Genomic DNA, 14,441 nt, shown 5'->3' on the forward strand with positions numbered 1-14,441 from the left:
CCGGACGGGTTGTTGAAGTGTTCACCAAGAATGAGCTTGAACTGGCCACACCCGGCGAATCATGCCCGTCCTTGACGAACCCGGTGTCATCGACGACGAACACTCGCGAACCGACGAACTGCTCGGCCCAGCCAGCCGCCGCACCTGCCCAACGTCCCAGGTTGAGGAGGACACGAACTGCTGCAACCCCTGATGATCCACCCCGAGCCGCTCGGCCATGGGACGCATCGACTTACGCTGCCCATCCAGCAACAGCCCCCGCAGATATGCCTCGTCCTTGGCCCGCTGATCCCGCCGCGGCAACCCCCGCCAGCATCCGTGCCGCGAACTCCTCCACTCGAGGGACCACGACCCGTATCTCCTCCGGTGTCACACTCCTATCCTGCCAGCCACCCACCTCGAGTTAACAAAGCACTACTAGGACTGCCGGTGGACCGGACTTCTTCACCCGTATCAACTATTGGCCGCGTCATCGTTGGGTAGGACCAGTGCCTGGCCGACGATCGTGGTCTTTCCGTCGTAGCTCATGCAGGGCGAACCGTGCAGAACGTAGTCCTCATCGAGGAGTGCGCTGATACGGCGGCAGAACTCAGCGTCGTCGGCGGAACCAGTGATGAAGCGATAGCGTAGCGACTGCATGTCAGAGATCCTAACGAATCCCCACGGAGAGGTTCGATGGTTGAGTTGCGGCCCGAGGTGTGGCTGACAGCGTCAGTCGGTGCCGCTATTGCGGGGCCGTCGTGTTCACCGGATACGTGCCGCGCGGCAATGAACGGCTGGGTGATGGGAGAAGCCGGAGAAACCGCGATGGACGAATGGAACCCTCATGGCAATTAGATGTCCTTGGCGAACTCCGCACACTGCCCTCCAACGAGCGATGCCCACGACGCAGTCACAGTCTCAGTGGATTCGGCCAAGCCACGCACCGCGTATGCGGCGGACTAGCTGGCTCTCAAGCTGTCATAGTGACGAAGGTGGTGAGGTGTTCGTCGTCAGGGCTGTGGACCTCGAGTTCTTAGTCGAGGACATCATCGGGGTCGCGGCGGGAGCAGACGGCGAAGGTGGTTGGGATTGTCCGCGCCAACCTCAGCGCTAAAAGTGCGAACCGGCTCTTCCAAACGCCGCATCTGAAACTACTGACCGAAATCGTTACCACAGGTCAGAGAAGGTGGGCGCAGCTGGGATCGAACCAGCGACCCCCTGCTTGTAAGGCAGGTGCTCTTCCGCTGAGCTATGCGCCCTCGCCGATGGCCGACCCGTATCCTACAGGTCGGCCATCGTGAGATGTCACGCGGATACTTCCGCGAGCACCTTTCGCCAGGCGTCCTGGTCACGAGGCTCACCGGGCTGGTTCATCTCGGCGAATCGAACCTTGCCCTCGGTGTCGATGAGGAAGGTTCCCCGATTGGCCATGCCCGCCTGCTCGTTGAAGACTCCGTAAGCCTTGGCGACTTCACCGTGCGGCCAGAAGTCGGACAGCAACGGGAAGGTGTAGCCCTCCTGCTCCGCCCACGCCTTCAGCGCGAACGAGGAGTCGACCGAGACTCCGAGCACCTGGACACGGTCGTTCTGGAAGTCACCGAGGTCGTCGCGGACCTGGCAGAGCTCGCCCTGGCAGACACCGCTGAAGGCGAACGGGTAGAAGACCAGCAACACGTTCTTGTCGCCGCGGAAATCCGACAGCGACACCTTCTCCTTGTTGTAATCCGGCAACGTGAAGTCCGGCGCTGTGGCACCGACCTCGAGCGTCATGCGCCCACCCTTCTGTTCGACGACAGCGTTCCGGCGCCGAACCTACACCGATCGGGACGACGAGCGCACCGGCAGCCATCCGGTTACCGGCGCGTAGGAGTCGTCACCGCTTGGTCTTGGCGGGCTTGCGATAGGCCAGCCTGGTTCCCGTCCACTTGTCGCCGAGACTCAGGTTGGAGGTCTGCGCGAGGTTGGAAGTGGCGGCTGCTTCGGCGATGTCGCTGGGTTCGACGTGTCCATCGAGGCCGGTCTTGGGCGTCATCACCCATATGACGCCTTCCTCGGCCAGCGGCGCCATGATGTCGAGAAGTGTGTCCGTGAGATCGCCGTCTTCGTCACGCCACCACAGCAAGACGACATCGACCACTTCGTCGGCATCCTCGTCGAGCAGTTCGCCTCCGCAACGCTGCTCGATCGCTTCTCGGACGGTGTCATCGACATCCTCGTCCCAGCCGATCTCCTGCACCACCATGTCTGGCTCGATATCGAGCTTCTCGGCGACGTCGGTTTCGTTCTTACCGGCGTCTTCCGCGGCGACCACGGCTTTCTCACTCCTCCAATTCTCATGTGCGCGGGTGGTTCACCCGACGCACGAGACAAGTTTGCACGATCTTGCCGTAAGCGAACACCGTCGACGGGCATCAACGCAACCGCAGATCGCACGATACGACGTATCAACACTGACAGTGACCGAACAGCGAACAGCATCCGCCCCCGCTTTCGGGGACGACACCGGCTTCCCGCGCGAGCGCGCGCCCGCGAAATCGAAGCGGTGTTCGCGTTGTCCGTTACGAGCCACGCCACGAGACTGACGGTACTACGGCCACCACACAACCCGGGTCGTGTTCGTACCGAGTGGTAACTGTGTCGGTTCGCATCCGTGCAGCACGATGGGAGACGATGAGGCTGCCGGATCGCGAGCCTCCGGCGAGCACGCGCACGACGTCCCCAGGAGACCCCTTGACCCCGCACAACAACGAGACCGGTGGCGCGAACTCCCCACAACGTGTGCGGGTGATTCGAAACGGTCTGGCTTCGCACATCCCGGACATCGCTCCGGAGGAGACCGAGGAATGGCTGGAGTCGTTCAACTCGGTGCTGTCCGTCGCGGGTAAGGAGCGTGCCCGGTACCTGATGCTGCGGCTGCTCCAGCGCGCGGGCGAGACCGGCGTGGGCGTGCCCTCGCTGACCGGTACCGACTACGTCAACACGATCCCGACCGAGCTGGAACCCTGGTTCCCCGGTGACGAGGAGACCGAGCGCCGCTACCGGGCCTGGATGCGCTGGAACGCCGCCATGATGGTGCATCGGGCCCAGCGCCCCGGCATCGGCGTGGGCGGGCACATCTCCTCCTTCGCCTCCTCCGCGAGTCTCTACGAGGTCGGGTTCAACTGGTTCTTCCGGGGCAAGGACGCTCCCGGCGGCGGTGACCACCTCTACATCCAGGGGCACGCCTCCCCCGGCATCTACGCGCGGGCCTTCCTGGAGGGACGTCTGTCCGCCGACCAGCTCGACGGGTTCCGCCAGGAGTACTCCCACGCCGGCCCGGGAGGCGGGCTGCCCTCCTACCCCCATCCGCGCCTGATGCCGGGGTTCTGGGAGTTCCCCACGGTGTCGATGGGCCTCTCGCCTATGAACGCGATCTTCCAGGCGAGGTTCGACCGGTATCTGCGCGACCGCGGCATCAAGGACACCAGCGACCAGCACGTCTGGGCGTTCCTGGGCGACGGCGAGATGAACGAGCCGGAGTCACGCGGCATGCTGCAGGTGGCGGCGAACGAGGGGCTGGACAACCTGACGTTCGTGGTCAACTGCAACCTCCAGCAGCTGGACGGCCCGGTCCGGGGCAACGGCAAGATCATCCAGGAGCTGGAGGCGTTCTTCCGCGGCGCCGGCTGGAACGTGATCAAGGTCGTCTGGGGACGCGAGTGGGACTCCCTGCTGCACGCCGACCGGGACGGCGCGCTGATCAACCTGATGAACACCACCCCGGACGGGGACTACCAGACCTACAAGGCCAACGACGGCGCGTTCGTGCGCGAGCACTTCTTCGGGCGGGACCCGCGCACCAAGGAGATGGTCAAGAACTTCACGGACGACCAGATCTGGGGCCTGCGCCGGGGTGGGCACGACTACCGCAAGCTCTACGCGGCCTACAAGGCGGCGATGGAGCACCACGGTCAGCCCACGGTCATCCTGGCCAAGACCATCAAGGGATACGGGCTCGGAGCCCACTTCGAGGGACGCAACGCCACGCACCAGATGAAGAAGCTGGCGTTGGACGACCTGAAGCTGTTCCGGGACAGCCTGCGCATCCCGATCTCGGACGCCCAGCTCGAGCAGGATCCCTACCTGCCGCCCTACTACCACCCCGGGGAGGACGCCCCGGAGATCCAGTACCTGCGACAGCGCCGGAGCAGGCTGGGCGGCTACCTGCCGGAACGCCGCACACCGGCCAAACCGCTGGTGCTGCCCGGCGACAAGGTCTACGACGTGGTGCGCCAGGGCTCGGGCAAGCAGGAAGTGGCGACCACGATGGCGTTCGTGCGGTTGCTCAAGGACCTCGCCAAGGATCCCGAGGTCGGACCGCGGCTGGTGCCGATCATTCCGGACGAGGCGCGCACCTTCGGGATGGACTCGATGTTCCCCTCCCAGAAGATCTACAACCCGGCGGGCCAGACCTACACCCCGGTGGATTACCAGCTGATGCTGGCCTACCGGGAGAGCGACCAGGGCCAGATCCTGCACGAGGGGATCAACGAGGCGGGCTCGGTCGCCTCGTTCACCGCGGCCGGAACGAGCTACGCCACCCACGGCGAACCGATGATCCCGGTCTACATCTTCTACTCGATGTTCGGGTTCCAGCGCACCGGCGACGGCCTCTGGGCGGCGGGCGATCAGATGGCGCGGGGTTTCCTGCTCGGAGCCACCGCGGGACGTACCACCCTGGTCGGCGAGGGGCTGCAGCACGCTGACGGCCACTCGCAGCTGCTGGCGGCCACCAATCCGGGAGTGGTCTCCTACGACCCCGCCTGGGCGTTCGAGCTCGCCCACATCGTCCGCGACGGACTGCGCCGGATGTACGGGGAACAGCCGGAGAACGTCTTCTACTACCTCACCGTCTACAACGAGCCCTACCAGCAGCCCGCCGAACCGGAGGGGATCGACGTCGACGGCCTGCTGCGCGGCCTGTACCGCTACAAGCGGGCCGAGAACGAGCAAGGCCCGAGGGCCCAGCTGCTGACCTCCGGGGTGGCCATGCCGGAGGTGCTGCGCGCACAGGAGATGCTCGCCACCGAGTGGGAGGTGGCGGCCGACGTGTGGTCGGCGACGTCCTGGACGGAACTCCGTCGTGAGGCGGAGGCGGTGGACCGGGACAACCTGCTTCATCCGGACGCCGAGCGGCGCGAGCCGTACGTCACCCGCGCACTGCGCCCCGCGGCGGGCCCGGTGGTGGCGGTCAGCGACTGGATGCGTGCGGTGCCGGATCTGATCCGCCCGTGGGTGCCGGGTGAGATGACCACGCTCGGCGCGGACGGCTTCGGCTTCTCCGACACTCGTCCGGCCGCGCGACGGGTCTTCCTGGTCGATGCCGAGTCCACCGTGGTGGCCACGCTCGCGGCACTGGCACGCCGCGGCGAGATCGACCAGTCGAGGGTGAGTGAGGCGGCCGCCCGCTACCGGATCGACGACGTGCGGGCGGCCGGTCCGCAGACCTCGGAGTCCGGCGACGCTTGAGCCGCGTGTGCACGGGCGGCGGTGCGGATCCGACCGCCGCCCGTGGTACCCACCGGAGCACGACGATTCACCCGACCTCGTGGCGGCCGACTCCACCCGCGGGCAGGGCTCCGTGCTCGGTTTCCGATCGGTCGCGATGCCGCCGGGCGGTGCGCCGCCAGCTGAACCAGCCGTGCAGCACCAGCGCCGCGAACACCAGGTAGATCGCCGCGCTGAACCAGAGACCCGACGCCAGCTGCAACGGCACGCTGACCGCGTCCACGGCCAGCCAGATCAGCCAGAACTCCAGCAGTCCCCGTCCCTGGGCCCAGAAGGCCACCACGGTGCCGACGAAGATCCAGGCATCCGGCCAGGGCGCCCAGGAGGCGTCCAGCACCCGCAGCAACGCGCCGAACACGGTGGACCCCAGCAGCAGCGCCGCCAGGAGGCTCCACCGCTCACCGGTCGTGCCACGGCGCACGATCACGCCGTGCACCGCGTCGCGGTGGCGGTACCAGGCAACCCAGCCGTACACCGAGATCAACATGATCACGACCTGCCGGAAGGCCATACCACCCAGCTCCGCGGCGGCGTAGACCGCGAACAGCAGCAGGGTGGCCAGGATCTGCACCGGCCACGTGGCCAGGGTGCGTCGCCGCGCGAGAAAGACCACCGCCAACGCACATATCTGACCGACCAGCTCCGCCCAGGAAATCGACTGCCCGAGAACGACGACACCGTTGCTGAGCAACCACTCGGCGATCGCCCGCACTGCCCACTCCTTCCGAGACGTCCTTCGGGGACGCGAAGGGCAGCGACACCGAGCCGCGCGGCGCCAGCGGCCGAACGCGGTCGGCGTGCGCTTCCTCCCATCCGGACTTTCACCGTCGGTTCCGGAGTTTCACCGGATCGGCCGGTCCACCAGGAGTGGAACACGGTTCGCGGACTCTCACCGCCGGTTCGGACTTTCACCGAGCCCCGGAGCGCACGTTTTGCTCTTCGCGATCAACAACAGCACTCCCGGGTCACTTCCACGATCGGACTGTGCGGTGGAACACGGCGAATCATTCGCGCTGTCGAGGTCACGTGCCCCCACGCGTAGACTGACGGCGGACCGGTGCACCGCGCCCACCCGGTGATCCGTCGTGGCGACGGCACGTGAGCCGCCGGAGAAGACCCCCACGCTTCACTCCGCCCGTGGAACTCACCGGGCCCGTGGAGCTCGCCCGCGTCTCGTCTCCAGGGAGAGTCAGGTTGAACGACACCGACCGAGCGATTCTCGCCTTCGAGAACGAGTGGTGGCGGCACTCGGGAACCAAGGAACGGCTCATCCAGGAGCGGTTCGGGCTCTCCGCCATCCGCTACTACCAACGGCTGAATCGGCTGCTGGACGACCCCGAGGCACTGGCCGCCTCCCCCGCCCTGGTCAACAGGTTGTTACGGGTGCGGGAGGGCCGAGCCTGGCAGCGGGAAGGGGCCGGCGGGACCGGCACGAGAGGCTCCGAAGCCCCTTCCTGACCGCTCTCCCGCGTCCGCCCCGGGAACGGGCCCACCTGACCACGTCGTGCGAACCGAGCGGTGTGCGAAGCTGGCGACATGGCGGGTGGCAGCGAACCGGAAGCCCACGACACGAACGTGTCGAGGACCGAACGCACCGAATTGTCGGGCAGGACCCTGCGCAAGCTGGAGCGTGCCTCCGGGGGTCTGGCCACCGCGAGTATCACCGCCATGGAGGATCGGCTGACGTGGTTCTCCCGGCTTCCCGCCGATCAGCGCTCCAACATACTGCTGGTGACCCAGACCGGGGTGTCCAACTTCGTCTCCTGGCTGCAGGACCCTTCCGAGTCCATCAGGCTCACCGCCGAGGCGTTCCGGGCGGCCCCAAGGGATCTGTCCCGGTGGATCAGCCTGCGCCAGACGCTGGAGATGGTGCGCACCGCCATCGACGTCTTCGAACAACAGCTTCCCGACCTGGCCGAGGACGAGCGGGAACGGATCCTGCTCACGGAGTCGATCCTGCGCTACACCCGGGAGATCGCGTTCGCCGCCGCGACCTCGTACGCGGCCGCGGCGGAAGCCCGCGGCGCCTGGGACGCGCGACTGGAAGCACTGGTGGTGGACGGGATCGTCCGGGGCGACACGGAGGAGTCGCTGCTCTCCCGCGCGGCGGCGCTGGGCTGGGAACCGTCCTCGGAGGCCACGGTGATGGTCGGTAGCGCGCCGTCGGACGACCCGCCGACGATCGTCTACCAGGTACGCAGCAGAGCCGCCCGCGCGGGCAGGTCGGTACTGCTCGTCGTGCAGGGCAGCAGACTGGTGGTGGTTTTCGGCGAGGCATCGGACGGACGCGCCGTGCGGGATCCGGCGAGCACCATCGCCGAGGCTTTCGAGGAGGGCCCGGTGGTGGTCGGGCCGACCGTGCCCAGTCTGGCCGAGGCGCACAGGTCGGCGGAGGACGCCATGTCGGGGCTGCGTGCCGTGGTCGCCTGGCCGGAGGCACCTCGACCGGTGGCTTCGGAGGATCTGCTTCCGGAGCGGGCGCTGGCGGGTGACCCGGAGGCGGAACGGCTGTTGGTGGAAACGATCGTGTCACCGCTGAACGAGGCGGGCGGCACGCTGCTGGAAACGCTGGACACCTACCTGGAGGTGGGAGGTGTGCTGGAGAGCTGCGCGCGGAAGCTGTACGTGCACCCCAACACGGTTCGCTACCGGTTGCGCCGGATATCCGAGGTGACCGGGCGCAGCCCGTCCAATCCGCGCGGGGCGCACACCCTGCGGGTGGCGCTCGGGGTGGGCAGACTGGCCAGGTCGCGCGGGGTGGGATGAGCCGCGCGGCGACGGGACCGGGGCCGCATTCGCCGCCGGGCGGAACGCACGGTTGATCCGGTTGTCACTCACCGGTCACAATCAACAAGGGGTGCCGTGACTGGTTAGCACCACCGATGGACACCCTTTGTAGGGTTTCCACAAAAAATCGACATTGACTTAGTTGATGTCAGCATCACGTCACCCCGGCTGCGACGTGTTCAGTGAAGAGTGTGATCGCGCTGCTAGCCCCCGGCCAGGGCGCCCAGACGCCCGGCATGCTCCAACCGTGGCTGGAACTGGACGGAACCGAGCGACGGCTGACCGAGTGGTCCGAGGCCACCGGTCTCGACCTCGTACGACTCGGCACCACGGCCGACGCCGAAGAGATCAAGGACACCGCTGTCACCCAACCACTCGTGGTGGCGAGCACGTTGCTCGCGGCGGAGGAGATGTGGCGACGCCACCCCGAGCTGCCACTCGACGCACCGGTGGCCGGGCACTCGGTGGGCGAGCTCGCGGCCGCGGCCATCGCGGGCGTGCTCAGCTTCGAGGACGCGATGTCGTTGGCGGCGATACGAGGCAGGGAAATGGCCGCCGCCTGCGCCGCGGAGCCGACCTCGATGTCGGCGGTTCTCGGTGGCGATCAGGACGAGGTGCTGGACCGGCTGGACCGGCTCGGACTGCGACCGGCCAACCGCAACGGCGCGGGCCAGATCGTCGCCGCGGGCCGCGAAGAGGCGCTGGCGGAGCTGGCCGAGAACCCGCCGGAGAACAGCAGGGTACGACCGCTGGCCGTGGCCGGTGCGTTCCACACCGAGTTCATGGCGCCCGCCCGGGAGGCGCTGCGGGTGCACGGGGACAAGCTTTCCGTATCGAACGCCGGACGTGCGATGCTGTCGAATGCCGACGGCATCGCGGTCACCGACGGGGACGAGATCCTGCACCGACTGGTCGAACAGGTCGTCCGGCCCGTGCGGTGGGACTCCTGCATGGCCACTCTCGGCGAGCTCGGCGTCACCGCCACGATCGAGTTCCCGCCGGCGGGAACCCTGTCGGGCATGATTCGCCGTGACCTCAAGGGCACCAAGACGGTGTCACTGAAAACCCCCGCCGACCTGGACAAGGTCGCGGAAGTACTGGCCGAACACGGCCGGGCCTACTCCGGGAGCGATTCGTGAGCAAACCTTCGACGTTGCGCCAGACCAGTGGCCCCGCGGCCACCCGGGTCCTCGGCTTCGGCAGCGCGCAGGGCAACCGGGTCGTCACGAACGACGACCTGACCCAGTACGTGGAGACCAACGACGAGTGGATCCAGCAACGGGTGGGGATCGTCAGCCGCAGGCTCGGCGAGGACGACCAGACGGTCGTGAGCATGGCGGTGGAGGCGGGTTCGAAGGCCGTCGCCGACGCGGGACTCTCCCCCACCGATGTGGATCAGGTCATCATCGCGACCTGCACCATGCCCGGCCCCATCCCGAACGCCGCGGCCCAGGTGGCCGACCGGATCGGGATAACGGCTCCCGGCGCGTTCGATCTCAACGCGGCCTGTGCGGGATTCTGCTACGCCCTCAGCACCGCCTCCGACTTCATCCGTGGTGGTTCGGCGCGCCGCGTGCTGGTGATCGGCGCCGAACGATTCCAGGAATGGCTGGACTGGGAGGACAGGGCCAACTGCATCATCTTCGCCGACGGCGCGGGCGCAGCGGTCGTGGGACCGGCCGAGGACCCGGCCATCGGCCCGGCCGCACTGGGCAGTGCCGGTGACATGGTCGACACCATCTACCTGCGGGAGAACCGCTACATCTACCAGGAGGGGCAGACCGTCTTCCGCTGGGCCACCTCGGAGGTGGCTCCGGTAGCCGCGCGAGCGGTGGAACAGGCGGGACTGCGGCTGTCCGATGTGGATGCCCTGGTCGCGCACCAGGCCAACCTGCGAATCGTCGAGGCCGTGGCGAAGAAACTGCGGCAACAGGGAGCCCGTGACGATCTCGTCGTGGCTCGTGACATCGTGCATTCCGGTAACACGTCGGCCGCCTCGATCCCACTTGCGATCGATCACATGCGATCGACAGGAGAGATCAACAGTGGTGACGTGCTGCTACTGGTCGGCTTCGGGGCGGGACTGTCCTACGGCGGCCAGGTGATCATTTGTCCGTGACCGGACGAAGAACCGGTCGGCACGCGCCGGCCGACGACGTCGAGCGAATCGAAGCAGGAAGGAAACGAACGTGACGAACGAGGAAATCACTTCAGGCCTGGCGAGCATCGTCGAAGAGGTCGCAGGGGTCGACGCTGAGGAAGTGTCCGTCGAGAAGTCCTTCGTCGACGACCTGGACATCGACTCGCTGTCCATGGTGGAGATCGCCGTCCAGGCCGAGGACAAGTTCGGGGTCAAGATCCCCGACGACGAACTGGCCAACCTCAAGACCGTGGGCGATGCGGTTGACTACATCGTCAAGAACGCATGACGACCAAGGACGTTGTGATCACCGGGATGGGCGCGACGACTCCGCTCGGCGGGGACGTCGCGTCCACCTGGGACGGTTTGCTGAACGGCGCCAGCGGTACCCGCACGATCGAAGCCGACTGGGTGGACACCTACGAGCTGCCCAGCCGGATCGCCGCTCCGCTGGCGGTGGAGCCCAACGAGGTGCTGCCCCGGGTCCGGCTGCGGCGCATGGACCGCTGCGAACAGATCGCTCTGATCGCGGCACACCAGGCGTGGAGTGACGCGGGTTTCGAGCTGCCCTCCGAGGAGGATCAGCCCGTCGATCCCGAGCGGCTCGGCGTCGCCATCGGGACCGGCATCGGCGGTCCCCTGACCCTGCTGGATCAGCACGAGACGTTGAAGTCCCAGGGGCTGCGCAAGGTCTCACCACTGACGGTTCCGATGCTCATGCCCAACGGGCCGGCCGCGCACGTGAGCCTGGAACTCAGGGCACGCGCCGGGGTGCACACCCCGGCCGCGGCGTGCGCCTCGGGTTCGGAGGGGCTGGCCACCGGGATGGACATGATCCGCTCCGGACGGGCCGACGTGGTCGTCGCGGGCGGAGCGGAAGCGTGCATCCACCCGATCACGGTGGCGGGCTTCGCGCAGTCGCGCACGCTGAGCACCCGCAACGACGAGCCGGAGCGGGCCTCCCGCCCGTTCGACGTCGACCGGGACGGTTTCGTCATGGGCGAGGGTGCCGGTGTCGTGGTGCTGGAGAGCGCCGAGCACGCGGCGGCGCGCGGGGCCCGGATCTACGGGCGGCTGGCCGGGGCGGGCATCACCGCCGACGCCTACCACATCACGGGCAGCCACCCCGACGGTCTCGGGCAGATCAACGCGATCAACACCGCCATCGGAACCGCCGGACTGTCGACCACGGACATCGGGCACGTCAACGCGCACGCCACCTCCACGGTGGTCGGCGACGTGGGTGAGGCCACCGCCGTCCGCAAGGCGTTGGGCGACGACGTGGTGCTGACAGCCCCGAAGGGTGCCCTGGGGCATCTCGTCGGCGGAGCGGGCGCGGTGGAGAGCATCGTCACGATCCTGTCGCTGTATCACGGCGTGGTTCCGGCGACCCGAAATCTGGAGAGCCCCGACCCCAAGGTCGAACTCGAAGTGATCTCGGGCGAACCACGCGAGTCGAACGCGGCGGCCGCGGTCAACGATTCCTTCGGGTTCGGTGGCCACAACGTCGCACTGGCATTCACCAGGAGTTGATGCCACCACGAGCGTGGCGGCCGACACTCCACCGACCACGTCACCGGCAACCAGGGTGACGACGATTCCCGAACCTGACACCGCCCCACTTTCGACATCGGAGAATCCCGTGACAGCAGTGGCGTCTCATTCCGAAACATCGGGGACAGACTGGGATCCCCGCGACCCCGAGCTGCGGTTGTCGCAGTTGCTGGACACCGATTCGATCGTCGCGCTGTACGAGCGGGACGACAGCGGAGTGTTGGCGGTGCGCGGCCGTATCGGCGGCTCACCCGTCATCGCCTACTGCACCGACGGAACGGTCAAGGGTGGGGCGATGGGCAGTGCGGGTTGTTCCCGCATCGTCGCCGCGATCGACACCGCCGTGGCCGAGGGATGCCCGGTGCTGGGCGTGTGGCACTCGGGGGGCGCGCGCCTGCCCGAGGGCGCCGAGGCACTGGACGCGGTCGGCCAGGTGTTCGCGGCGATGATCCGGGCCTCGGGACGCGTGCCCCAGATATCGGTGGTGCTGGGGCCCGCGGCGGGTGGTGCGGCCTACGGTCCGGCGCTGACGGACGTGGTCATCATGGCGCCGTCCGGACGGGTCTTCGTCACCGGTCCGGACGTGGTGCGCAGCGTGACCGGTGAGCAGATCGACCAGGAGGGGCTCGGTGGTGTGGATGCCCACGGCACCAAGTCGGGCGTGGTGCACGTGGTCGCCTCGGACGAGCCGGACGCTTACGAGCGTGCCCGTCGGGTGACCGGTCTGCTGGCCGACCAGGGCGATTTCGATCTCGACGCCGTCGAGGCCCGCGGTGAGGATCCGGGGGCGCTGCTGCCCGAGACGGCACGGCGGGCCTACGACGTCAAACCGGTGATCCGGCGAATTCTCGACACCGACGTCTCCGGGGGAGCCGTCTTCGAGGAACTGCAGGCCGAATGGGCACCGAACATGGTCACCGGCCTGGGCAGGCTCGGTGGACGGGCAGTGGGCGTACTGGCCAACAACCCGATCCGCAAGGGCGGCTGCCTGGACTCGCTGTCCGCCGAGAAAGCGGCCCGTTTCGTGCGGATGTGCGACGCGTTCGGTGTTCCCCTGGTCGTGTTGGTCGATGTTCCCGGCTATCTGCCGGGCGTGGACCAGGAATGGGGCGGGGTGGTGCGCCGGGGCGCCAAGCTGCTGCACGCCTTCGGCGAGGCGGTGGTTCCGAGTGTCACCCTGATAATGCGCAAGTCCTACGGCGGTGCCTACATCGCCATGAACGCCCGCTCGCTGGGAGCGGGCACCGTGCTGGCCTGGCCGGAGGCCGAGATCGCGGTGATGGGAGCCCGTGCTGCGGTGGGCGTGCTGCACCGCAAGGAGATCGCGGCCGCTCCCGAGGAGGAGCGGGAGGCGCTGCAGGACCGGCTGGCCGAGGAGCACCAGCGGGTCTCGGGCGGTGTCGACCGTGCCAAGGCGATCGGGGTGGTCGACGAGGTGATCGATCCCGTTGACACCCGAGCACGGCTGGCCGAGGCGCTGAACGAGGCCGAACCGCGACGCGGCGCCCACGGCAACATCCCACTGTGAGTTCTCGCCGAAGTTTTCCGGTCGGGTCGTCGAGCTACTCGCGCGGCGGGCTACCCCGCCGGCTCTCGTTCCGGGTTTCCCACCTCGGGAGGTAGCGACGACCCGCGCGGCGAACGGTGCGGATCAGTTCTCGGCACAGCGCTTCGACAGCGAACGGTGCGGATCAGTTCTCGGCACAGCGCTTCGACAGCGAACGGTGCGGATCAGTTCTCGGCACAGCGCTTCGACAGCGAACTGTCCGGCAGTCCCTGCCCCAGCCGTAATCCTTCCGAGTTGGGAACGATCCGGTAGACGACCCGCCAGCGCAGACACCCCGCGGGCATCGACTTCGGCGCGTCGGCGGGATCCTGCGTACTGATGAAGGACATGACCACCCGCATCGTGGCATCGGGGCCCGGCACGATCCGGTGGATCACGACCGTGCCGTCCTCGGTGCTGTGGTACTCGTCCTGCCACTGCTCATAGGGCTGGTTGATCCGCTTGGCGCGTACCACGGTGCTGCGCCACAGGTAGTACTTGTCCTTGTTGATCGAGTTGAAGTGACGTTGCAGCAGTCGCTGCACGGCCTCGGCGTCCGGATGCCGCCGGGCACCCTCGCTCAGGGCGACCCTTCGAGTTCCGGGAGGCTCGCCCTCCGGAGTGGGCGACGCGGAACTCTCGGGAGCCGATTCGACACGTTGCGCCACGCCACCGTAGACGTTCCGCGCGAACAAACCGGCGACGACCGCGCCGACCAGGGCCACCGCGGTCACGGGGAGCGCCCACAGCAACAGCCCTCGCTCGGAGGACACGGATTTCGACGGCACACCACGAGCGTGCCATACGGGGAAATCACCGCTCGATCCACACCGACACCGGCGGGAGCCTCCCGTGCGGAGAACCCCGCCCACGAAACGTCGAGCG

At 67.6% G+C, this 14,441-nt stretch carries 13 protein-coding genes, 1 tRNA gene, 1 pseudogene and 1 riboswitch; of the genes and pseudogenes, 8 read left to right on the forward strand and 7 right to left on the reverse strand.

Annotation, left to right across the window (positions count from 1 at the left end; all coding sequences use genetic code 11):
* Positions 1 to 43 precede the first annotated feature (43 nt).
* The 5 genes and pseudogenes from BM394_RS23910 to BM394_RS06355 form a co-directional block, all read right to left on the reverse strand.
* Positions 44 to 358 (reverse strand): annotated as a pseudogene (locus BM394_RS23910) (transposase); the annotation flags it as partial.
* A 95-nt stretch (positions 359 to 453) separates the two neighbouring features.
* Positions 454 to 639 carry a DUF1737 domain-containing protein gene (locus tag BM394_RS06340; RefSeq protein WP_092975320.1) on the reverse strand — a complete coding sequence of 62 codons (186 nt, stop codon included), beginning with the start codon at positions 637 to 639 and terminating at the stop codon, positions 454 to 456.
* A 530-nt stretch (positions 640 to 1,169) separates the two neighbouring features.
* Positions 1,170 to 1,241 (reverse strand) — tRNA-Val (locus tag BM394_RS06345).
* Between the two features lie 46 nt (positions 1,242 to 1,287).
* The gene (locus tag BM394_RS06350) at positions 1,288 to 1,752 is read right to left on the reverse strand and encodes a peroxiredoxin (RefSeq protein WP_092975323.1); all 465 of its coding nucleotides are present in this window, start codon (positions 1,750 to 1,752) and stop codon (positions 1,288 to 1,290) included.
* A 103-nt stretch (positions 1,753 to 1,855) separates the two neighbouring features.
* A complete protein-coding gene (locus tag BM394_RS06355) occupies positions 1,856 to 2,293 on the reverse strand; it encodes a DUF3052 domain-containing protein (protein ID WP_092975326.1) in 438 nt (145 codons plus the stop codon).
* A gap of 419 nt (positions 2,294 to 2,712) precedes the next feature.
* Here BM394_RS06355 and aceE point away from each other — a divergent pair, with 419 nt between their 5' ends.
* Positions 2,713 to 5,490, forward strand: a complete 2,778-nt coding sequence (gene aceE / locus BM394_RS06360) for a pyruvate dehydrogenase (acetyl-transferring), homodimeric type (protein ID WP_217643388.1) — start codon at positions 2,713 to 2,715, stop codon at positions 5,488 to 5,490.
* A 67-nt stretch (positions 5,491 to 5,557) separates the two neighbouring features.
* On the opposite strand, the gene BM394_RS06365 is transcribed toward aceE, so the two are convergent.
* Positions 5,558 to 6,241 carry a nicotinamide mononucleotide transporter family protein gene (locus tag BM394_RS06365; RefSeq protein WP_092975332.1) on the reverse strand — a complete coding sequence of 228 codons (684 nt, stop codon included), beginning with the start codon at positions 6,239 to 6,241 and terminating at the stop codon, positions 5,558 to 5,560.
* Between the two features lie 85 nt (positions 6,242 to 6,326).
* Positions 6,327 to 6,458, reverse strand: a riboswitch (FMN riboswitch).
* 265 nt (positions 6,459 to 6,723) lie between these two features.
* Between BM394_RS06365 and BM394_RS06370 the strand changes: the two genes are divergently transcribed.
* From BM394_RS06370 to BM394_RS06400, 7 genes are all read left to right on the forward strand, one after another.
* A complete protein-coding gene (locus BM394_RS06370; protein ID WP_092975335.1) occupies positions 6,724 to 6,987 on the forward strand; it encodes a DUF3263 domain-containing protein in 264 nt (87 codons plus the stop codon).
* A gap of 78 nt (positions 6,988 to 7,065) precedes the next feature.
* The gene (locus BM394_RS06375; protein WP_175529993.1) at positions 7,066 to 8,295 is read left to right on the forward strand and encodes a PucR family transcriptional regulator; all 1,230 of its coding nucleotides are present in this window, start codon (positions 7,066 to 7,068) and stop codon (positions 8,293 to 8,295) included.
* A 212-nt stretch (positions 8,296 to 8,507) separates the two neighbouring features.
* Complete coding sequence (locus BM394_RS06380) at positions 8,508 to 9,455, forward strand: ACP S-malonyltransferase (RefSeq protein WP_165400577.1); 948 nt, start codon at positions 8,508 to 8,510, stop codon at positions 9,453 to 9,455.
* Positions 9,452 to 10,435, forward strand: coding sequence for a beta-ketoacyl-ACP synthase III (locus BM394_RS06385; RefSeq protein ID WP_092975341.1), 984 nt, complete (start codon positions 9,452 to 9,454; stop codon positions 10,433 to 10,435). The genes BM394_RS06380 and BM394_RS06385 overlap by 4 nt, the downstream gene beginning before the upstream one ends.
* 70 nt (positions 10,436 to 10,505) lie before the next feature.
* The gene (locus BM394_RS06390; RefSeq protein WP_092630548.1) at positions 10,506 to 10,745 is read left to right on the forward strand and encodes an acyl carrier protein; all 240 of its coding nucleotides are present in this window, start codon (positions 10,506 to 10,508) and stop codon (positions 10,743 to 10,745) included.
* Positions 10,742 to 11,989: a beta-ketoacyl-[acyl-carrier-protein] synthase family protein gene (locus tag BM394_RS06395; RefSeq protein WP_092975344.1), complete on the forward strand. Its 1,248-nt coding sequence runs from the start codon at positions 10,742 to 10,744 to the stop codon at positions 11,987 to 11,989. Before BM394_RS06390 ends, BM394_RS06395 begins: the two co-directional genes overlap by 4 nt.
* Positions 11,990 to 12,098: 109 nt before the next feature.
* A complete protein-coding gene (locus tag BM394_RS06400) occupies positions 12,099 to 13,538 on the forward strand; it encodes an acyl-CoA carboxylase subunit beta (protein WP_092975347.1) in 1,440 nt (479 codons plus the stop codon).
* A 203-nt stretch (positions 13,539 to 13,741) separates the two neighbouring features.
* Here BM394_RS06400 and BM394_RS06405 read toward each other — a convergent pair whose 3' ends face one another.
* Positions 13,742 to 14,344, reverse strand: coding sequence for a hypothetical protein (locus BM394_RS06405; protein WP_092975350.1), 603 nt, complete (start codon positions 14,342 to 14,344; stop codon positions 13,742 to 13,744).
* Between the last annotated feature and the right edge of the window lie 97 nt (positions 14,345 to 14,441).

The organism is Actinopolyspora lacussalsi subsp. righensis, assembly GCF_900116555.1.
GTDB classification, from domain to species: Bacteria; Actinomycetota; Actinomycetes; order Mycobacteriales; family Pseudonocardiaceae; genus Actinopolyspora; species Actinopolyspora lacussalsi.

Bases quoted from the DNA above. Each gene is read 5' to 3' on its own strand.
- BM394_RS06340 (WP_092975320.1), bottom strand. From the start codon at position 639: ATGCAGTCGCTACGCTATCGCTTCATCACTGGTTCCGCCGACGACGCT.
- BM394_RS06395 (WP_092975344.1), top strand. From the start codon at position 10,742: ATGACGACCAAGGACGTTGTGATCACCGGGATGGGCGCGACGACTCCG.
- BM394_RS06350 (WP_092975323.1), bottom strand. From the start codon at position 1,752: ATGACGCTCGAGGTCGGTGCCACAGCGCCGGACTTCACGTTGCCGGAT.
- BM394_RS06375 (WP_175529993.1), top strand. From the start codon at position 7,066: ATGGCGGGTGGCAGCGAACCGGAAGCCCACGACACGAACGTGTCGAGG.